Origin of the sequence: Mesorhizobium sp. B2-4-7 (genome assembly GCF_006442685.1) — a bacterium.
GTDB lineage: Bacteria > Pseudomonadota > Alphaproteobacteria > Rhizobiales > Rhizobiaceae > Mesorhizobium.
Map to the genome: position 1 here is coordinate 28159 of NZ_VFVH01000008.1, position 18972 is coordinate 47130.

Consider the following 18972-nt stretch of genomic DNA (forward strand, 5'->3'; position numbering starts at 1 on the left):
AGTCAGGGCCTAGACGACGCGTAGGATGATCTTGCCAAAGACGTCGCGGCCTTCCATGCGCTTCAGCGCGGCGTCGATGTCGTCGAAGCCGACTTCGGTATCGATGACGGGTGCGACCTGTCCCGCCGCCATCTTCCGCATGGCGTTGGCCATGTTCTCCATGCGGCAGCCGAAGGAGCCGAGCAGCTTCAACTGCTGCTGGAAGAGCTGCATCAGATTGACCTGCGCCGACACGCCGGACGTCGAGCCGCAGGTGACGAGCCGGCCACCGCGCTTCAGGCACAGCATCGAGCCGGCAAAAGTGTCGGCGCCGACATGTTCGAAGACGACGTCGACGCCCTTCTTCTTGGTCAGCTTGCGCACGACGCCCTCGAACCGGTCGTCACGGTAGTTGATGACATGATCGGCGCCGAGCGCCTTGGCCTTGTCTATCTTGTCATTCGAGCCGACCGTGGTGATGACCGTGCAGCCCATCCGCTTCGCCAGTTGGATGGCGGCCGAGCCGATGCCGGATCCGCCGGCGTGGACAAGGATCGTCTCGCCGGGCTCGAGCCTGGCATTGTCGAACAGCATGTGTTCGACGGTGCCGAAAGTGACGGGGGCGACAGCCGCGCCGATCTCGCTCACGCCTGGAGGGACGGGGACCAGCAGGCGCGCCGGCAGGTTGATCTTCTCCTGCGCGAAGCCGTCGAGGTGGAAGCCATGAACGCCCGAGACGTGTTCGCAAAGATTGTCGCGGCCTTCGCGGCAGGCACGGCAAAGGCCGCAGGTGCGCGCGCCGTAGATCGAGACCAACTGTCCCGGTAGCAGGCCGGAAACGCCGGGACCGACGGTCTCGACCTCGCCGGAGGCTTCCGCGCCGACGACCAGCGGCAGCTTGCGCTTGGCGAAAGCCATGCCGCGCCAGCCCCAGACGTCAATGTGGTTCAGCGCCACTGCCTTGATGCGCAGCGTCACCTCGCCGAGCGCGGGCGGCGGCGGGGGCGGCAGGTCCACCGTTTCAAGACGGCGGTCCTCGATAAGTTGCAGTGCGCGCATGGAGCCTGTCGGTTCTGTTCTAGCGGAAGTGGCTCGCTTAGACCGGTTCCCGCGCCATGACAAGGCAAGTGTTCTGGCCGCCAAAGCCGAAGGAGTTCGAAAGCACGGTGCCAACCTGCGCATTGCGCTTCTTGTTGGGCACGACATCGAGCACGATCGCCGGATCGGGATTGTCGTAGTTGATGGTCGGCGGAATGACGCCTTCGCGCATGGTCATGAGAGAAAACGCCGCTTCCACCGCGCCGGCGGCGGACAGCGTATGGCCGATCATGGACTTGTTGGACGAGATCGGCATCGAGCCGATCCGCTCGCCGAACACCGTCGACAGCGACAGGTGCTCCATCTTGTCATTTTCCGGCGTCGAGGTGCCGTGCGCGTTGACATAGTCGATCTCGTCCTCGCCCAGGCCGGCATCAGCGAGGGCGGCGCGCACCGCCGCGATCGCCGGCGAACCATCCGGCTTGGAGCGGGTGCGGTGGAAATCGTCCGCCTTTTCGCCGCAGCCGCGCAGAATGCCCAGAACGCTCGCTCCACGGGCGAGCGCTGCCTCCAGCGATTCCAGCACCAGAGCGCCGGAACCTTCGGCCAGCACGAAGCCGTCGCGGTCCTTGGAGAAGGGCTTGGAAGCCTTTTCCGGGATGTCGTTGTGGGTCGAAAGCGCCGACAGCAGCGAAAAACGGATCAGCGCCTCGGCGGTCGCCGAGCCGTCCGCGCCGATCGACAGCGCCCGGTCGCATTCGCCTCTGCGGATTGCCTCGACCCCAAGCTGGATGGCCGTGGCGCCGGAGGCGCAAGCGGTCGACAGCGTGATCGGCAGGCCGCGCGTGCCGAAACGGTCGGCGAGCCGGTCGGCGATCGACCCGAACTGCGTGGTCTCGAAAGTATCGAGCTCCTTCAGGCCGCGCGCCACCCGAAGCAGCCTTTCGGCACCGGCGTCGTGCTTGTCGGAATTATAGAGCGCGAACCGCTCATGCCAGTCGAGTTCGACCGGCGGCGAGGCCAGAAACAGCGGTCCGCCGAAGTCGCTGGAATTGAGGCCGGCTTCGGTAACAGCTTCCTGCGCGGCGGTCTCCGCCAGTTCGTAGGTGAGGGGACTGGCGCCCTTCGAGCTCGACGCAAGGAAATCGACCATGCCGGAAATGCGGGTGTTGAGGTGGTCGACAGGGAAGCGGGTGATCGGGTGGATGCCCGATCTGCCCGAGGTCAGCGCCGTCCAGTTGTCTGATTTGCCGGCTCCAAGGGAAGTAACCACGCCGATGCCTGTGACGGCAACGATCGGCCTGCCCATGTGATCTCTGAGATTGGCCATCCGGAAGCCCTAACCTTTGTCGTTGTATGTGGCTGGCCGCTCTATGCGGCGTTGACCAGCGCCATGCCCTCGAATTGGTGGTAGCCGATCGCCGTTGCAAGGACGCTTCTTGGAATGCCTTCGAACGGTTTCTCGGCAGCGGCATCGAAAACGGGATAAGCGGCCTTGCGGTCGACGGCGAGCGCCGCCAGCGCCACGGCGAAGGGAAACTGCGCTTCCTTCATGTGGCCGGTCAGCGTCGCGAAGCCGCGCACCGCGATCGCGGGATTGCTGTCGAACGCCGACTTCTCGGCGGCGGTAGCCGCGTGAGCGCCTGAGGCGCCAGACAGGGAAAGCAAGCCGCCATTCGGCACGGCGGTCTTCTTGAGCAGCGCGGCGATCTCGGAATCGAGCTCGCCCTGCCGCCGCCTGGCACGGCCGGAGACGACCGGGCCGAGCTCGGCATAGATCCTGCGCCCCCGGCTTGCCGCGTGTTCGCGCTGCTCCAGCACCAGGAAAGCGCCGCCGGATCCCGATACCACGCCGCCACCTTCGGCGCCTTGCCGCTGCCAGACGGGCTTCCAGGCGCCGCGATGCAGGTAGCCGGCAAGCTCATAGCCGAGCAACATATCGGAATGTTCGGTCTGGAAGGCGCCGCCCACCAGTATATGCGTCGACTGGCCGGAACGAATGCGCGCGGCAGCCGTCTCGACGGCGGCTACGCCGGCGCCTTCCTCGCCCATGAAGGTCCTGGACGATCCCGTCACCTTGTGGACGATGGAGATGTTGCCGGCGAGCAGATTGGAAAGCTGTGCCAGGAACAGGGTGGGGCGCAGTTCGGTGGTGAGCTTCTCGTTGAGCAGCACGTCACGGTCGTTGCGGCTTTCCGAGGCGGCCAGGATGGCGGCATCGACCGCTTCGTCGCGCTCGCCGCCGCCGGCGGCCACGACCATGTCCATGGTCGTGCAGAGCTCGTCATTGCCCTTGATGCCGGCATCGTCCAGCGCAAGACCCGCGGCATAGGTGCCGAGCCTTTGCCAGGTTTCCATCTGGCGCTGGTCGCCGCGCTTGGCGATCTGCAGGTTCCAGTCGATCTCCGGCAGCGGATGGACGGTGTAGGGCGCGAAACGCTCGGCTTCGAGCACCGGCTTCTGACCCGGCTGAGTGAGCTTGCGCCAGTGTTCATCGGGGCCTTCTCCCAACGAGGAGACAAGGCCAATGCCGGTGATGACGACGTCGTGGGGGCTCATGGATGATCGGGTACGGATCAGGCGGTCTTGGCGGCGACCAGTGCGTCGATCTTGGCGCACAGGTTCTTCATGACAAAGTAATCGTCCGTCGAGGCCTTGCCGTCATTGACTTCCTGGGTCCACTTTTCCAGCGGCACCTTGATGCCGAATTCCTTGTCGATGGCGAAGACGATGTCGAGGAAATCGAGGCTGTCGATGCCGAGATCGTCGATCGTGTGGCTCTCGGGCGTGATGGTGTCGATATCGATCTCGCTGGTGTCGGCAATGATCTTGGCGACTTTGTCGAACGTGGTGGACAAGGGCTTTTCCTTCGGTTGCGGGCGGAATCTGTCCGCATCTTGTTTGGGCGCTGTCTAATCGGTTTTTCCCGGCAGGAAAAGGCCTGATACGCCGGGCGCAGATGGGTAGCGTGCCCAAGAAACGCAAGACGGGCCGCCGGTCAACCCGGCGGCCCCTCCATGGCTGGCGACCGCGGATGATGTTGGCCTCATTGTCGCGGCCCTAGCGCGGCATCTTTTTTGGGTGGTATTTTGGCAACATTACCTCTGTCGCAAGTCCTCATCGACGCGCGGCTGCTCGCGGATGCGCCGGTCGGCCCCGATTTAGAACGTAACCCGGCCGAGCACACGCAGACCGTCGCCCTGCGGCTCGACGACAACGGCTTCGCCCTCGCGCGGCGAGACGCCGGTCAACGCAGCGATATTTTCCAGATGAGTGACCATGACCAGGTTGTCAGAGCCGGAATAGGCGCGGATTTCCTTCATGATCGCGGCGATCTGGGCCGCCTTTTGCGCCGCGTCGCCCTTCAGCAGGTCGAGCGGCGCGAAAGGCTCCGGCTCGGTCTCGAAGGCGATGCGCGCGGTGTCGAGGCAGCGGCAATAGCGGCTGGACAGCACGCGCTCGATCGGCGCGGCGCGGGCGGCAAGCAAGGCGCCGATCTTGCTCGACTGCTGCTTGCCGCGTGCGGACAGATTGACCTGGGTGGCGCAGCTGTCGATATCAAAATTGGCGGGATCGGTGGTGCCGGTGACCATGGCATGGCGCAAAAGCACGACATGGCCGCCATCGCGCAGCAGCGCCCAGCCGGCATCCGTCGCATGCGCTGCAGCCGGAACGCCAAACAGGAACAACGCCAAGGCAAATCGGATCATCGTAATCCTTCCAGAAGCCGGGTACCGGCCACCCGCATATAGGGATCGGAAAGCAGGTACAAAGACAAGCGAAAGGCCTGCGGTCTCCGCGGTCTCACTTCTCCTTCGTCATCCGCTGCTTCACCAGATCGGTCTTCCGGTCGTGAGCGGGATGGGAAAAGTCCAGCCGCCTTCGGCGATGCCCCGCTTGGCAGAACAAATTCGGGGTCGAAGAAATTCGGGCGCGATTGCACCGCGACCTTGGCTCGCCTATCCCTGGAAAAATGTCTCCGCTTACCGAAACCGTCCTTTTCGTCTTCAGCCTCGTGGCGCTCGGCTACCTCGCCGGGTTCACCGGTTATATGAAGCCGGCGAGCGGCGAGGGGATATCCGATTTCGCGGTCAGCGTTGCGATGCCGCTGCTGTTGTTCCAGACGATGGTGAATGCCGATTTCCACGGGGTGGCACCGTGGTCGCTATGGGGGGCCTATTTCGCGGCGGTGGCAATCACCTGGGCCGCCGGCCATGTCGTTACCACGCGGATATTCGGACGCGACGCACGCGCGGGTGTCGTCGGCGGGGTGTCGTCGGCCTATTCCAATGTTGTCCTGCTCGGCGCGCCGTTCATTCTCGGCATATTCGGGCGGGATGGATTCGAGGTGCTGTCGCTTCTGGTTTCCGTGCATCTGCCTGTCATGATGATGGCTTCGATCGTGCTGTTCGAGATGTTCGGCCGCGGCGGCGGCGAGCATGTGCACCCCGTGCGCGTCGTCCGCAATTTCCTGAGGCGGCTGTTCATCAATCCGCTAATCATCGGCATTCTTTTGGGTCTCGCATGGCGCTTCAGCGGCATCCCGCTGCCCGAACTGGTCATGCGGCTGGTGGACGCGCTGGCCGGCACCGCCGGGCCGGTGGCGCTGTTCGCCATGGGGCTCAGCCTGCGCCGCTTCGGCATATCAGGCAATGTCCGCCCGGCGCTGGCGCTATCAACACTGAAGCTGTTCCTGATGCCGGCGCTGGTTCTGATCTTCGTCTGGTTGCTCGGCCTGCCGCCCTTGACCGCCAAGGTAGCGGTCGTGGTGGCGGCGCTGCCATCCGGCATCAATTCCTATCTCATTGCCGTGCAGTTCAACACAGGCCAGGCGCTGGCTTCGAACCAGATGACCATCGCGACCGCGAGCGCGGTCGTCACCACGGCTTGCTGGCTCGCGGTGAGCGTGCACGTCTTCGGCTGACATGAATAAAACCGGGGTCTGAGCCGCTCGCGTGAATCCGGTTTGACGCGATGTCTCAGCGGTGAAATCAAACCTCGGCTCTCGCCTTGCACTGGCATAACCCCTATATGCCATCTTGCGATTGCTTGCGGGGCTTTCCCTAGGATAAGAGCAATGGCCCCAGCGCCGATGCGCTAATCGAAGACATCCAGATAGCGGCCCGTCAGTGCGCCGAACGGAGGCTAGACCATGCTTCAGAAAACCAGCCATTTCATGCGCCAGGCCAATCTCATCAACGGCGAATGGGTGCAGGCCGACAGCGGCCAGACGGTCGACGTCACCAATCCGGCAACCGGCCTCAAGATCGGCACCGTGCCCAAGGCAGGCAAGATCGAGACCCGCCGCGCCATCGAAGCCGCCGACGAAGCTTTCAAGACCTGGCGCAAGACCACCGCGCTCGAGCGCTCGAAGCTGCTGCGCAAGCTGCACGATGCCATGATGGACAATCAGGACGTTCTGGCGGAGCTCCTGACCATTGAACAGGGCAAGTCGCTGTTCGAATCGAAGGGCGAGATCGGCTCGGCCGCCTCCTACATCCTGTGGTTCGCCGAGGAGGGCCGCCGCACCTATGGTGATGTCGTGCCGTCGCCGTGGGCGGACCGCCGCATCCTGGTGACCAAGGAACCGGTCGGCGTCATCGCCGCCATCACGCCGTGGAATTTCCCGTCCTCGATGCTGGCCCGCAAGCTCGGCCCGGCACTCGCCGCGGGTTGCACCGCCGTGGTCAAGCCCGCCTCGCAGACGCCTTACTCCGGTCTCGCCTGGGGCGCGCTGGCCGAGGAAGTCGGCTTCCCCAAGGGCGTAATCAACATCCTGACCGGTGCGGCCGGCGAAATCGGCGATGAGATCTGCGCCAATCCGCTGGTCAAGAAGATCACTTTTACCGGCTCGACCGAGGTCGGCAAGATCCTGATCCAGAAGTCGTCCGTCACCGTGAAGAAGGTGTCGATGGAGCTCGGCGGCAATGCGCCGTTCATCGTCTTCGACGACGCCGACATCGATCGCGCCGTCGCCGGTGCGATCACGGCCAAGTACCGCAATTCGGGCCAGACCTGCGTCTGTACGAACCGCTTCCTTGTCCAGGCCGGCGTCTATGACCGGTTCGTCGAGAAGCTGGCTGCCGCCAGCGACAAGCTGAAGGTCGGCTCCGGCCTGGAGGAGGGCGTGCAGCAGGGGCCGCTGATCGACGAGAAGGCGGTCGAGAAGGTCGAGGAACTGATCGCCGATGCGACTTCGAAGGGCGGCAAGGTCGTCGCCGGCGGCAAGCGCCATGCCCTCGGCGGCTCGTTCTTCCAGCCGACCGTCATCGCCGATGCGACGCCCAAGATGCGCTTCATGAAGGAAGAGATTTTCGGGCCGGTGGCGCCCGTCTTCAGGTTCGAGACCGAGGAAGAGGCGATTGCGCTTGCCAATGACACCGAATTCGGCCTCGCCTGCTATTTCTACACCGGCGATCTCGGCCGCGCCTTCCGCGTCATGGAAGGGCTGAAATATGGCATGGTCGGCGTCAATGAAGGCCTGATCACCACGCCGGAAGCACCGTTCGGCGGCGTCAAGGAGTCCGGGCTCGGCAAGGAAGGCGGACATCAGGGTATCGAGGATTACCTCGACACCAAATATGTCTGCATCGGCGGCCTCGGCCTCTGATAGACTGTCGCCGGGACAGGCAGGCCTGTGATCTGCCTGCCCCGGCTACGAAACGGGCCGTCTGGATCAACTGACGTTTGCGGGCATGGCAATGAAGGACGGCGAGGTTTTCGGCACCACCCAGGCGGGCGACCCGATTCGCCGCTTCACCATCAGAGGCGGCGGACTTAGCGCCAATATCCTTGGGCTCGGCGCGATCATCCAGGACCTGCGCCTGGCCGGCCACGATGCGCCTCTCGTGCTCGGCTATGATAATCTATCATCCTATGAAACCGACACGGCTTTCTTCGGCGCGGTCGTCGGCCGCTATGCCAACCGCATCCGCGACGGCCGTTTCACCATCGCCGGCAAGCGCTACCAGACCGAGCGCAATTTTCTCGACAAGCACACGCTGCATGGAGGCTCGCAAGGCTTTTTCCATCGGCCGTGGACGGTTTCGCTGCACGGGCGGGACTTCGTCACGCTGACGCTGCACGATCCCGACGGCACGATGGGCTTTCCCGGGGCACTCGACGTCACCTGCACCTACCGGCTGAAGATCCCCGGCACGCTCAGCGTCGAGATATCAGCCACGTGCGAGGAGCCGACGCTGTGCAATCTCACTCAGCATTCCTACTTCAACCTCGATGATGGCGGGACGGGCGACATCCTCGATCACCGGATGATGCTCAATGCCGGCGCCTATCTGCCGGTGGATGGCGAGATGATTCCAACGGGCACGGTGAAGCCTGTCGACGGCACGCCTTTCGATTTCCGCCAGGCACGGCCGCTGCGCATGGAGACCGAGGGCGAGCAGCTTGCCTATGACCAGAACTTCTGCCTCGCTTCGGCGCGCGGGCCGCTCAAGCAGGCGGCGTGGGTGCAAGGCGCGAGCTCCGGCGTCGAGATGGAACTGTGGACCACGGAGCCCGGCGTCCAGCTCTATACCGGCCAGTATGTGACGCCGCGCACGGGGCTGGAAGGGCGAAACCACAAAGCTTTCTGCGGTTTCTGCCTGGAGCCGCAAATATGGCCGGACGCGCCGAACCGGCCGTATTTCCCGCAGGCGACACTGTGGCCGGGTGCGATCTACCATCACGTGACGGAATATCGGTTCCGGCTGCCCTGACCCTCAATCCGTTTCGAATGCCGCACGCAACGTCTCGAATGGCGCCAATGCGCCGCGAACCTGCACCACGCTGGCCGCGACACGGTGCGCGCGCTTCGTAGCCTCCGCAGGGGTGTGTCCGGCGAGACGCGCGCCGAGATAGCCGCCGTTGAAGGAATCGCCCGCGCCCGTGGTGTCGACGGGCGTGGCCACATGGATCGCCTGAACGTCCCGCAGCGTCCCGTTCTCGACGATCAGCGCCGGCTGTTCACCGTTCTTGACCACGACTTCGCCGACCAGTTGCCCGAGCCGCCCAGCCGTTGCCTGTGGCGCTTCATCGCCGAACAGCATCTGCTCGTCCGGGAAAGTCGGCAATGCGATGTCGGTGACGGCGAGCGCCTCCAGGATCGCGGCTTGCGCCTCCTCGCGATCGCGCCACAGCCGTGGCCGGTAGTTGGGATCGAAGGCGATCAGCGACCCCGCGGATCGCGCCTCGGCCACGGCCGATAGCAACGTGGCGCGCGCAGCGGAGTCCAGAATTCCCAAAGTGATTCCGGAAAAGTAGACAAGCGCCTGCTTTTCAAGGCTTTTTGCCAACGCAGCCGGATTGGAGGCAAGCTGCCTGGCAGCCGCATCGCCGCGCCAATAGGTGAAGGAGCGTTCCGCGCCGGTCAGCGTGATGGCATAGAGGCCGGGCCGCGCCCCCGGGATAACAGGGCTTTCGCCAATGCCGATGCCATTGTCCGCGAAGAAGCCGATCTGGTCTTGCGAGAAAGGATCGTCTCCGAAAGCCGAGACGTAGGTCGCTGGCCTTCCACTCAGCGCATGCAGGGCCCACAGCGTGTTGAACGTATCGCCGGCAAATCCCATGCGCCAGTTCGAACCCGTTTGGCCCGAAAGCTCGATCATGCATTCGCCGATCGAGGCGACACCTTTGCCGATCATGATCCATTCCCCTGTTACGATGCTGCTGTAGCTTTTTGGAGAGTAGAGCGCCATGCTTGGCAAGGGCGGTTTTTTCCGTCACCTGCGATTCCAACAGGTTTGGCGGGATGCGATCGGTGCGGCAAAACGTTATCCCCTGAAGAGGAACCGGCTTGGCTTCGATATGGCGTTATCTTTTGGCGGGTCTTGGTCTGGCAGCCTTGCTGGCTGGCATCCTGGCAGTGGTCTATCTGACCGCACCGCGAACCGCGCAGGTTGCCGGCCCGGATATCTCCCGAACCAAAAAGACCGAGAACGGATTGTTCATGGCGAGCTTCGCGCCGGAACGCGGCGTCGTCCGTCAAGGCGAACTGGAAGCCTGGCTGTTGACGTTGAAGACGATAGCCGGGACGCCGGTGGAAGGGGCCGCGATCGCGGTATCGGGAGGCATGCCGCAGCACCGCCACGGCCTGCCGACCAGCCCGCAAGCGACGGACTATCTCGGCGACGGGCGCTATCGCATCGAAGGCGTGAAATTCACCATGAGCGGCTGGTGGCAGCTGCATTTTGCCATCTCCGCGACGGCTGGGTCGGATACGGTCGTCTTCAACGTCGTGCTGTGAGCCGCAGATGAGGCGTCTTGCGCGCTTTTTCGTCTTGATGGCGATGGCCGTCCTTGCCGGCTGCGGCAAGCCGGATTTTTCCGATGCCGAGAAGAAGACCATCGCCTCGCTGGCGCTGTCGAGGCTGCCGGCCCTGAAACCCGACACCACCAACCGGTTCGCCGATGTCCCGGCCGCCGCTGCCCTTGGCTCGACGCTGTTCTTCGACGCCAGCATGAGCCGCGACGGCACGGTGTCCTGCTCGACCTGCCACAAGATCGACCGGCAGTTTCAGGACGGCCTGCCGCAGGCGGTTGGCGTCGGCCGCACGAACCGGCGTACCATGCCGCTCGCCGGCATCGCGCGCGATCCCTGGTTTTTCTGGGACGGACGGCGCGACAGCCTGTGGGCGCAGGCGCTCACGCCGCTGGAGAACCCGCTGGAGCAGGCGGGAAACCGTGCCGCCTATGCGCATTACCTCAAGGCGCGCTTCGGCGACCGCTACGAGCGCATCTTCGGCCCGCTGCCCGATCTGTCCGACATACCAGCCAATGCCAGTCCGCTCGGCAGCGATGCCGAGAAGGCTGCATGGAGCGCCATGAGCGACCAGCAGCGTGACGCGATAAACCGGGTGTTCGCCAACATCGGCAAGGCAATCGCTGCCTTCGAACGCTCGATCGAGCCGCCGCAGGCCCGCTTCGACCGGTTCGCGCTGGACCTGGCGACCGGCGCCGAGCCGAAAGGCGACGCCGCCTTCTCCCGGGAGGAAATCCTCGGCCTGAAACTGTTCATCGGCAAGGCCAATTGCGTGACCTGCCACAATGGGCCGCGCTTCACCGACAATGGGTTCCACAACACCGGCGTGCCGCCGGTCAACGGGCTGCCGCCGGATCGCGGCCGCGTCGACGCGGTACGCCAAGTTCAGGCCGACCCGTTCAACTGCTTCGGCGCCTATCGCGATGGCGATGTCGGCGCCTGCGGCGAATTGCGGTTCATGGTCAAGGATGCGCCGGAATTGGTGCGCGCCTACAAGACGCCTTCGCTGCGCGGCGCGGCCACGCGGCCGCCCTACATGCACGCCGGTCAGTTTGCGTCGCTCGACGAAGTGGTGGCGCACTACGCGAAGGCAGCCCCCAGCGTTGAGGGTACATCCGAAATTCATCCGCTTGAGCTGTCGGACCGCGAGCGCGCGGCGCTGGTGGCGTTTTTGAAGACCTTGGCGGAGTGAATTATCGATCCTTCACAGTCTCCATCGCCACGAAGGTCGAGGTCTGGGCGACATGGGGCAAGGCGGAGATGCGTTCGCCGAGCACGCGGCGGTAGGCGGCGATGTCCCGGGTCCGCACCTTCAAGAGGTAGTCGAAGCTCGACGCCATCATGTGGCACTGCTCGATCTCGGGCACGGCCTGTACGGCACGGTTGAAGGCATCGAGTGCGGCGGACCGGGTGTCGGACAGTTTCACCTGGACGAAGGCGACATGGCCTTCGCCCATGCGCTCGCGATCGATAATCGCCTGGTAGCCTCTGATATAGCCGTCCTTCTCCAGCCGCTTCACCCGCGCCTGAACCGGCGTCTTGGACAGGCCGACCTTGGCGGCGAGCTCCGACATGGAAAGCCTGCCGTCGCTTGCCAGCGCCGACAGGATGTTCCTGTCGATGCGGTCCAATTGGTCTTTCCTCATCGAAAATGCAGCCTTCTTCGGGTAGTTTGCGGTGATATGATAGATCGATCGAACTGCAATGTCGATTTCTTCAGACCGCCTGAAAATCGGGACCTGTGCTAGCTTGCGCCATTCGGTCCGGTGACCGCCGGCCCGCTCCCTTGTGCTTGCCGTAGGACCCGCCATGCCAGCGCTCGACGCCATCCGCCAGCAAATCCGCGCCAACTATCTGCCCGACGAGGATCAGGCCGTGAAGGCGCTGGCCGAGGCGAGCGGCCTCTCGGCGGAGGATCGCCGGGCGATTTCGGCTCGTGCCGCCGATCTGGTGCGGGCGGTGCGCGGCTCGTCCGATCCACGGCTGATGGAGGTTTTCCTCTCCGCCTATGGCCTTTCCACCAAGGAGGGCGTGGCGCTGATGTGCCTGGCCGAAGCACTGCTGCGCGTGCCCGATACCGAGACGATGGACGACCTCATCGCCGACAAGATCGCGCCGCACGACTGGTCGGCGCATTCGGGCGGCTCAAGCTCCATCTTCGTCAACGCCTCGACCTGGGCGCTGATGCTGACCGGCCGCGTGCTCGACGAAGGCGAGGGCGGCATCGAAGGCACGCTGCGCGCCATGGTGCGCAGGCTCGGCGAGCCCGTCATCCGCAAGGCGGTGGCGGCGGCGATGCGCGAGATGGGCGAGCAGTTCGTGCTCGGCCGCACCATCGCCGAAGCCGTGAAGCGCGGCCGGCCGATGACGCAGAAGGGTTATCTCTATTCCTTCGACATGCTGGGCGAGGCGGCCCGCACCGAGGCCGATGCGCTGCGCTACCACAAGGCCTATGCAGACGCCATCTCGTCACTCGATGCCGGTTCAAACGGGCCTGATATCCGCCACAACCACGGCATCTCGGTGAAGCTCTCGGCGCTGCATCCGCGCTACGAGGAAGCGCAGAAGGAAGAGATGCTGCCTGTCATGGCCGAGCGGCTCCTTTCGCTGGCGCTCGCGGCGCGCCATTCGCGCATGGGCCTCAATATCGATGCCGAGGAGGCCGATCGCCTCGACCTCTCGCTCGACGTCATCGAGCGCGTGCTTGCCGAGCCGGAGCTTGCAGGCTGGAACGGCTTTGGCGTCGTCGTCCAGGCCTATGGTCCGCGCGCTGCCTTCGTCATCGACTGGCTCTATGCGCTTGCCACGAAATGCGATCGCACCATCATGGTGCGGCTGGTCAAGGGTGCCTATTGGGATACCGAGATCAAGCGGGCGCAGACGCTGGGGCTCGCCGGCTACCCCGTCTTCACCCGCAAGGTCAACACCGACGTTTCTTATCTCGCTTGCGCGAGAAAGCTTTTGTCGATGACCGATCGCATCTATCCGCAATTCGCCACCCACAATGCCCACACTGTCGCCGCCATCCTGTCGATGACGAAGAACCGTGAGAGCTTCGAGTTCCAGCGCCTGCACGGGATGGGCGAGGCGTTGCACGAGACGGTGCGTAAGGCCGAAGGCACGCGCTGCCGCATCTACGCGCCTGTCGGCGCGCATTCCGACCTGCTCGCCTATCTGGTGCGCCGGCTGCTGGAGAACGGCGCCAATTCATCTTTCGTCCACCAACTCACCGACGAGGATGTCGAGCCCGAAGACATCGCGCGCGACCCGCTAGAAGCGGTCGAGAGCCAAGGCCCCGCCGCCAATCCCGCGATCCCCCGGCCTGTCGTCATCTTCGGTGCAAGCCGCCGCAACTCGAAAGGGTTCGACATCACCGATCCGGTGACGTTGGCAGCGATCGACAAGGAGAGGACAGCCTTCGCGGGCCCTAACCGCTGGCACGCCAAGCCGATCACGCGCGCGGCCGGCTATGGCGAGCAACGCCCGGTCGTCAATCCCGCCAGGCCTTCGGAAGTGGTGGGCATGGTCAGCGAAGCCACCGCCAAGCAGGCGGCAACCGCCGTGCGCATCGCCGTCGAAGCGCAGCCAGCCTGGGCAAAGCGTCCGGTTGCCGAGCGCGCGGCCATCCTCAATCGCGCCGCCGATCTCTACGAGGCCAATGCCGTCGAATTCTTCGCGCTGGCCACCCGCGAGGCCGGCAAATCGCTGGCCGACGGCGTCGCCGAAGTGCGCGAAGCGGTGGATTTCCTGCGCTATTACGCGGCCGAGGCGGCCAATGCCGAAGCGGGCACCGAGGCGCGCGGCGTCATTGTCTGCATCTCGCCGTGGAATTTCCCCCTCGCCATCTTCACGGGCCAGATCGCCGCAGCGCTCGTCACCGGCAATTCGGTAATTGCAAAGCCCGCCGAACAGACGCCGCTGATCGCTTTCCGAGCCGTCGAAATGCTGCGCGAGGCCGGCGTGCCGGAAGACGTCATCCAGCTTCTGCCGGGCGATGGCCCCTCGGTCGGGGGGCCACTGACATCAGATCCGCGCATTGCCGGCGTCTGCTTCACCGGCTCGACCGAGGTCGCCAAGCTGATCGAGAAGCAACTGGCCGAGACAGCCGCGCCCGATGCCATGCTGATCGCCGAGACGGGCGGGCTGAATGCCATGATCGTCGATTCCACCGCGCTGCCCGAGCAGGCGGTGCGCGATATCCTCGCCTCCGCCTTCCAGAGTGCGGGCCAGCGCTGTTCGGCGCTGCGCGTCCTCTATGTGCAGAAGGATGTCGAGAAGAAGATGCTGGAGATGCTGAAGGGCGCCATGGAGGCGCTCAAGGTCGGCGATCCCTGGGCTATCTCGACGGATGTCGGTCCCGTCATCGACGACGAGGCGCAGGGTTCGATCCGCGATTACTGCACGACGATGGGTTTGCAGGGACGGCTGATCGCCAAGCTCGAAGCACCCAGGGATGGCCGCTTCGTCGCGCCGCATGTGTTTCGGGTCAAGGGTATCGAGGAGATGGAGCGCGAAGTGTTCGGGCCGGTGCTCCATGTCGCCAGTTTCGACGCCGATGAGATCGATGCGGTGATCGCCGCCATCAACCGCAAGGGCTACGGCCTGACGTTCGGTCTGCACACCCGCATCGAGGGTCGCGTGCAGCATTTCGTCGACGGGATCCATGCCGGCAACATCTATGTCAACCGCAACCAGATCGGCGCGGTCGTCGGCTCGCAGCCGTTCGGCGGCGAGGGGCTGTCCGGCACCGGGCCCAAAGCCGGCGGACCGCATTATCTCCGGCGCTTTCGCAAGGGACCGGAGGCAGGCGCGCCTGTTGGCGACGGCCACAAGGTGACGGCGACCGAACTCGCCGACAATCTGCCCGATCCCGCGCTTGGCGGCTGGTCGACGCGGCCGGACCGCATCGCCATCCTGCGCAAGCATTTGCGCGGCAAAGGTGCCGCGGCGATCGGAGCAGCCGCCGGTATCGATTTCGGCCAGATCGACCTGCCCGGGCCGACCGGCGAGGCCAACACGCTGTCACTGGCGCCGCGCGGCCGGGTGCTGTGCCTGGGACCAGACGGCGACACGCTGCTTGCCCAGACGATTCAGGCGCTCGCCGCCGGCAATGCGGTGCTGGCGGTGGCGCCAGGAGCGCCGGCGGCACTTTCAGCGCTGACCGGCAAGGGCCTGCCGCTGGCGGCGATCGACGGCCGCCCCGATCCGGTCGAGGCTCGGTCGTTGCACGTCGACGTCGTCGCCTTCTCGGGGACGCCGGAAGCGGCGCGTATCGTGCGCAAGGTGATCGCCGAACGCGCAGGGCCGATCGTGCCGCTGGTCAGCGAGGTGCTCAATCCGGCGGCTTACGCGCATGAGCGGGCCGTTTGCGTCGACACGACCGCCGCGGGCGGCAATGCCAGCCTGCTTGCGGCGGCGTGAGGACCCTTATCCGGCTGGCGAGGTTGCTTCAGGCGCCCTCGACGACCGAAAAACCCTCGAACTGGGGATGGCCGATATAGTGGACCTTCGTCGTGCCGACGTTCCTGTGGGCGGCGCGAAAGTTCTCCGACTTGGTCCAGGCGATGAAATCGTCGTGGCTTGCCCAGACCGTGTGCGAGGCAAACAGCGTATAGCCCTCGGTCTCGTTCACTGGGCCGCGAAGCAGATGGAACTCCCGGAAACCCTTCATTTCCGCGAGGCTGGAATCGCGGTTTTTCCACACAGCTTCGAAATCGGCTTCCGAGCCGTTCTGCACCTTGAAGCGGTTCATGGCGATGTACATGGAGTTCCTTTCGATTTCCTGGACTGAGACGGGTGGCTCCCGATTGGGTAAGTTCAGAAAGGCCTGCTTGCGTGCCGCAGGCATGCCGCACGCAGTCCCACGCCGTGCTCAGACCCCGAAGGCGATGCTGGTCTTGGCATCTGTCTTGAGTTTTCGCATGCAGGTGTTCGGCTCGACGCCGGTGCCGACGCATTCGGTCGCGCTGTTGATCAGCACGCGGCTGACCTTGGCGCAGTTGGTGCCAGCGAGATCGAAGCGCGTCACCTTGGTCTTGCCGGCCGGCAGGTCCTTGAAGTCGAGCACGGTCAGGCGGTCGACGACGCCGGCGTCGTTGAACAGCGCGATCTCGAACGCCGCCCTGGAAAGGTCGGCGCCGAGATTGTTGGTGACCACGAAGGTCAGGCGGCAGCCCTTTTCGGAGGGTTGCGCGCCATTGAGTTCAAGGACGAGAGCAGGCGCCGACGCGGACTCTTGTGCCCACGCCGGAACTGCTGCAAGCGACATCGCCAGCGCCGAGGTCAGCAGACGAAGGGATGCCGTCAAGTTCGTCATCATCATCCTCCAAATCGCATCGTTGCCGCCAGCTTCAGCGTTATGCCCGGTTCATAGACCGCGACCGTGGTGCTACCGTTCAACGGATTGGCGTATTTGACATCGAATAGATTGTCGGCGCGGAAATCAACCTTCAGACTGTCGGTCGCCTGGTAGCTGGCGAAAGCGTTGACCAGCGTATAGTCCTCGGCGATCGGGTTACCCTTGGGCTTGCCATTGTACTGCACCTCGCCGCCGACAGTGAGTTTGTCCTCGAGGAAGCGCAGGCCGAGCTGCGCGGTGACCTGCGCGGACGGTATCGTGGCAAGGTCCGCCCGATCGCCTTCGTAGGATATGGTGTGACCATTGATGATGGAGGCGGAAAGTCCGGCGTAGCCCCATGCTGCATCATAAACGCCTTCCATCTCGAAGCCGTTGATCTTTGCCTTGGCGAAGTTCTGGTACTGGAAGCAGATCGGAATGCCCGGCCCCAAGGGGCAGCCACTGGTCGGATCAAAGGCCGACAGCGTAACGCCGTCAATATAATCGTCGACGTCGTTGTTGAAGTAGGCTGCCTTCAGCCGAAACGCGTCGCCGGATTCCAGAATGTCGTTCTGCTTGTAATTGACACCGAATTCGACGGTCTTGCCGGTTTCGGGCTTTAAATTGGGATTGGGCAGGAACGGGAAGCTGACACCCGCCGGATGGTTGCCGCTGATCAGGGTTTCGGTCAGCGAAGGCGACCGGTAGCCCTCCGCGTAGGTGCCGTAGAATTGCAGGCCGGCAAGGCCGGCGCTTTCGAAAGGCGAGACGCCGACGGTGATGCGCGGCGACAGGCGGTCGCCCGACGTTTCGTGCGTGTCGTCCTCGAGGCTGTAATTGTCATAGCGCAGCCCGGCAATGACTTCGAGCCAATCCCAGCTGAGCTTGTCCTGGACGTAGGCGCCAGAAACGTTGCGCTCGCCGGAAGGCGTGTAGAAGCTGTCGCCGCCTGCCGTGCCGCCAGTCTCGACGTCGTCATTCACCCAGTCGCCGCCATAGGTCAGTTCATGCGCGAGGCCGCCTGTCTCGAATCGCGACGTGTTCCAGATGTCGATGGCGGCTGTGCCGACATCGAAGGTCGACGTCGAACCTGCCGGCAACATCACGGGAAGGCCGGTGACGGGATCGAAGCGGCGCTGCGGAACAAGGCTGGTCAGGTCGAGATTGGTCTTGTTGTAGGAGGCGTTGACGTGGAGGTCGAGCCAGCTCTTGTCTTCGTCCGTGATATTGTAGCGAGCGGTGAAGGTGTTTGACTTCAGGTCGACGTCATTGACCGGCATGCCGCCGCTGATCTCTTTCCAGCCGTCGCTCGAACCGACCCAGCCGAGCTTCAGTTCGCTATTGTCGCTCGGATGGATTGTGGTCTTGAGCAGTCCGCTCAATACATCGAAGCCGGTGCCCTTGACCGTGTCGCCGTCGCCATCCTTGTAGTCGTCATAGTTGCGGTAAACGATATTGCCCAGCGCATCCCAATCGTCATTGAAGCGATAGGCGCCGGATGCGCTGGTGGTCCAGCCCTTGCCGTTGCTCTCGTAGCGTCCGGTGACGGAACCAGCCCATGTCTCGTCCGGCCTGAGAAAGTCCTGGGCGTCCTTGGTGTCGAAGAAGACCACGCCGCCTATCGCGCCCGAGCCATAGGTGTTGGCGACCGGACCACGGATGACGTCGACGGATTTGATAAGCTCGGGGTCAACGTAGAAGGTCGATTGGGTGCCATGGTCGGAACGCTGGAAGTTCTGCCGCGCGCCGTCGACGATGATCGCGACGCGGCCGAAATCCTGCAGGCCGCGGATATTGACGCTGGTGCTGACGCGCCTGGCATCGGCCTGCGCCGCGACGCCGGGCACGCCGAACAGCATTTCGTTCGGCGTCGTCGCCATGCGGCGATCGAGCTGTTCCTGGTCGATATGGCTGGCCGAGGCCAGCGATTGGATGGCCGTTTCTCCGGTGCGGCTGATGACCAGAACCTTGTCGAGCAGCGTTGCGCCCGCTGGCGCCGGCTTTTCCCCCTCAGCCTGCTTCGATTGATCGGCCTGCTCTCCCGCCGCCTGTGCGGATTGCTGAGCGTTGGCAGGTGGCACGAACAAGGCAATCGCCGCCACGCCCGCCAGCAAAGCCACTGCACCGTTCGGCCCCGACCAGCCGCGCCGTTCCCAAATCGCTAACCCCATGTGCCCCAACTCCAAAGTTTCCAGGTTCGATGCGGGCTGGCCTGGGGCTGGCTGGCATTTGTGATCGCATTCCCGTCTTAAATCTTGACTCATTTAATCCGGTATTGCACTGACTAGTAAACATGATTATTCAAGTCAAGAATGAATCGGATGACGCAAACGCCTAGCCAGACGCCCGGCACAGGAAA

Annotated in this window: 16 protein-coding genes; 6 read left to right on the top strand and 10 right to left on the bottom strand. The window is 64.1% G+C overall.

Translation table 11 applies throughout. The annotated features are described in order from the left end of the window. Nucleotides 1-9: 9 nt before the first annotated feature. The 5 genes from FJ946_RS20645 to FJ946_RS20665 all read right to left on the bottom strand — a co-directional run bounded on the left by FJ946_RS20645 (nt 10) and on the right by FJ946_RS20665 (nt 4727). A complete protein-coding gene (locus FJ946_RS20645; RefSeq protein WP_140564128.1) occupies nt 10-1038 on the bottom strand; it encodes a zinc-binding dehydrogenase in 1029 nt (342 codons plus the stop codon). 37 nt (nt 1039-1075) lie between these two features. Further along, nucleotides 1076-2347, bottom strand: a complete 1272-nt coding sequence (locus tag FJ946_RS20650; protein WP_140564127.1) for a beta-ketoacyl-ACP synthase — start codon at nt 2345-2347, stop codon at nt 1076-1078. 41 nt (nt 2348-2388) lie between these two features. Continuing rightward, nucleotides 2389-3576: a beta-ketoacyl-ACP synthase gene (locus FJ946_RS20655; protein ID WP_140564126.1), complete on the bottom strand. Its 1188-nt coding sequence runs from the start codon at nt 3574-3576 to the stop codon at nt 2389-2391. A 17-nt stretch (nt 3577-3593) separates the two neighbouring features. Next, nucleotides 3594-3875, bottom strand: coding sequence for an acyl carrier protein (locus FJ946_RS20660; protein WP_010909964.1), 282 nt, complete (start codon nt 3873-3875; stop codon nt 3594-3596). A gap of 303 nt (nt 3876-4178) precedes the next feature. After that, nucleotides 4179-4727 carry a histidine phosphatase family protein gene (locus tag FJ946_RS20665; RefSeq protein WP_140517227.1) on the bottom strand — a complete coding sequence of 183 codons (549 nt, stop codon included), beginning with the start codon at nt 4725-4727 and terminating at the stop codon, nt 4179-4181. Nucleotides 4728-4990: 263 nt separating this feature from the next. Between FJ946_RS20665 and FJ946_RS20670 the strand changes: the two genes are divergently transcribed. The 3 genes from FJ946_RS20670 (at nt 4991) to FJ946_RS20680 (ending at nt 8735) form a co-directional block, all read left to right on the top strand. Continuing rightward, on the top strand, nt 4991-5941 hold the full coding sequence (locus FJ946_RS20670) for an AEC family transporter (protein ID WP_140564125.1): 951 nt from the start codon (nt 4991-4993) through the stop codon (nt 5939-5941). A gap of 228 nt (nt 5942-6169) precedes the next feature. Continuing rightward, nucleotides 6170-7627, top strand: a complete 1458-nt coding sequence (locus FJ946_RS20675) for an NAD-dependent succinate-semialdehyde dehydrogenase (RefSeq protein WP_140564124.1) — start codon at nt 6170-6172, stop codon at nt 7625-7627. 85 nt (nt 7628-7712) lie between these two features. Then, the gene (locus tag FJ946_RS20680; protein WP_140495701.1) at nt 7713-8735 is read left to right on the top strand and encodes an aldose epimerase family protein; all 1023 of its coding nucleotides are present in this window, start codon (nt 7713-7715) and stop codon (nt 8733-8735) included. A 3-nt stretch (nt 8736-8738) separates the two neighbouring features. Here the strand turns inward: FJ946_RS20680 and FJ946_RS20685 are convergent, their stop codons facing one another. Then, nucleotides 8739-9659, bottom strand: coding sequence for a sugar kinase (locus tag FJ946_RS20685; protein ID WP_140564123.1), 921 nt, complete (start codon nt 9657-9659; stop codon nt 8739-8741). A 152-nt stretch (nt 9660-9811) separates the two neighbouring features. On the opposite strand from FJ946_RS20685, the gene FJ946_RS20690 reads away from it, so the two are divergent. After that, complete coding sequence (locus FJ946_RS20690) at nt 9812-10261, top strand: FixH family protein (RefSeq protein ID WP_140495703.1); 450 nt, start codon at nt 9812-9814, stop codon at nt 10259-10261. Between the two features lie 7 nt (nt 10262-10268). Further along, nucleotides 10269-11468 carry a cytochrome c peroxidase gene (locus FJ946_RS20695; RefSeq protein WP_140564122.1) on the top strand — a complete coding sequence of 400 codons (1200 nt, stop codon included), beginning with the start codon at nt 10269-10271 and terminating at the stop codon, nt 11466-11468. 1 nt (nt 11469) lies between these two features. Here the strand turns inward: FJ946_RS20695 and FJ946_RS20700 are convergent, their stop codons facing one another. Then, nucleotides 11470-11922: an Lrp/AsnC ligand binding domain-containing protein gene (locus tag FJ946_RS20700; protein WP_140732262.1), complete on the bottom strand. Its 453-nt coding sequence runs from the start codon at nt 11920-11922 to the stop codon at nt 11470-11472. A 163-nt stretch (nt 11923-12085) separates the two neighbouring features. Between FJ946_RS20700 and putA the strand changes: the two genes are divergently transcribed. Beyond that, nucleotides 12086-15697 (top strand): bifunctional proline dehydrogenase/L-glutamate gamma-semialdehyde dehydrogenase PutA, encoded by a 3612-nt coding sequence (putA, locus tag FJ946_RS20705; RefSeq protein WP_140564120.1) that lies wholly within the window; start codon nt 12086-12088, stop codon nt 15695-15697. Between the two features lie 28 nt (nt 15698-15725). On the opposite strand, the gene FJ946_RS20710 is transcribed toward putA, so the two are convergent. The 3 genes from FJ946_RS20710 to FJ946_RS20720 all read right to left on the bottom strand — a co-directional run bounded on the left by FJ946_RS20710 (nt 15726) and on the right by FJ946_RS20720 (nt 18784). Further along, nucleotides 15726-16040 (bottom strand): antibiotic biosynthesis monooxygenase, encoded by a 315-nt coding sequence (locus tag FJ946_RS20710; RefSeq protein WP_140555085.1) that lies wholly within the window; start codon nt 16038-16040, stop codon nt 15726-15728. A 108-nt stretch (nt 16041-16148) separates the two neighbouring features. Next, nucleotides 16149-16592 carry a hypothetical protein gene (locus tag FJ946_RS20715; RefSeq protein WP_140555086.1) on the bottom strand — a complete coding sequence of 148 codons (444 nt, stop codon included), beginning with the start codon at nt 16590-16592 and terminating at the stop codon, nt 16149-16151. Between the two features lie 2 nt (nt 16593-16594). Continuing rightward, nucleotides 16595-18784 carry a TonB-dependent hemoglobin/transferrin/lactoferrin family receptor gene (locus tag FJ946_RS20720; RefSeq protein ID WP_140564119.1) on the bottom strand — a complete coding sequence of 730 codons (2190 nt, stop codon included), beginning with the start codon at nt 18782-18784 and terminating at the stop codon, nt 16595-16597. Nucleotides 18785-18972: the final 188 nt, after the last annotated feature.

Coding starts and splice junctions, on each gene's coding strand:
- FJ946_RS20645 (WP_140564128.1), bottom strand. CDS start 1,038: ATGCGCGCACTGCAACTTATCGAGGACCGCCGTCTTGAAACGGTGGAC.
- FJ946_RS20650 (WP_140564127.1), bottom strand. CDS start 2,347: ATGGCCAATCTCAGAGATCACATGGGCAGGCCGATCGTTGCCGTCACA.
- FJ946_RS20655 (WP_140564126.1), bottom strand. CDS start 3,576: ATGAGCCCCCACGACGTCGTCATCACCGGCATTGGCCTTGTCTCCTCG.
- FJ946_RS20665 (WP_140517227.1), bottom strand. CDS start 4,727: ATGATCCGATTTGCCTTGGCGTTGTTCCTGTTTGGCGTTCCGGCTGCA.
- FJ946_RS20670 (WP_140564125.1), top strand. CDS start 4,991: ATGTCTCCGCTTACCGAAACCGTCCTTTTCGTCTTCAGCCTCGTGGCG.
- FJ946_RS20675 (WP_140564124.1), top strand. CDS start 6,170: ATGCTTCAGAAAACCAGCCATTTCATGCGCCAGGCCAATCTCATCAAC.
- FJ946_RS20680 (WP_140495701.1), top strand. CDS start 7,713: ATGGCAATGAAGGACGGCGAGGTTTTCGGCACCACCCAGGCGGGCGAC.
- FJ946_RS20685 (WP_140564123.1), bottom strand. CDS start 9,659: ATGATCGGCAAAGGTGTCGCCTCGATCGGCGAATGCATGATCGAGCTT.
- FJ946_RS20695 (WP_140564122.1), top strand. CDS start 10,269: ATGAGGCGTCTTGCGCGCTTTTTCGTCTTGATGGCGATGGCCGTCCTT.
- FJ946_RS20700 (WP_140732262.1), bottom strand. CDS start 11,922: ATGAGGAAAGACCAATTGGACCGCATCGACAGGAACATCCTGTCGGCG.
- putA (WP_140564120.1), top strand. CDS start 12,086: ATGCCAGCGCTCGACGCCATCCGCCAGCAAATCCGCGCCAACTATCTG.
- FJ946_RS20710 (WP_140555085.1), bottom strand. CDS start 16,040: ATGTACATCGCCATGAACCGCTTCAAGGTGCAGAACGGCTCGGAAGCC.
- FJ946_RS20715 (WP_140555086.1), bottom strand. CDS start 16,592: ATGACGAACTTGACGGCATCCCTTCGTCTGCTGACCTCGGCGCTGGCG.
- FJ946_RS20720 (WP_140564119.1), bottom strand. CDS start 18,784: ATGGGGTTAGCGATTTGGGAACGGCGCGGCTGGTCGGGGCCGAACGGT.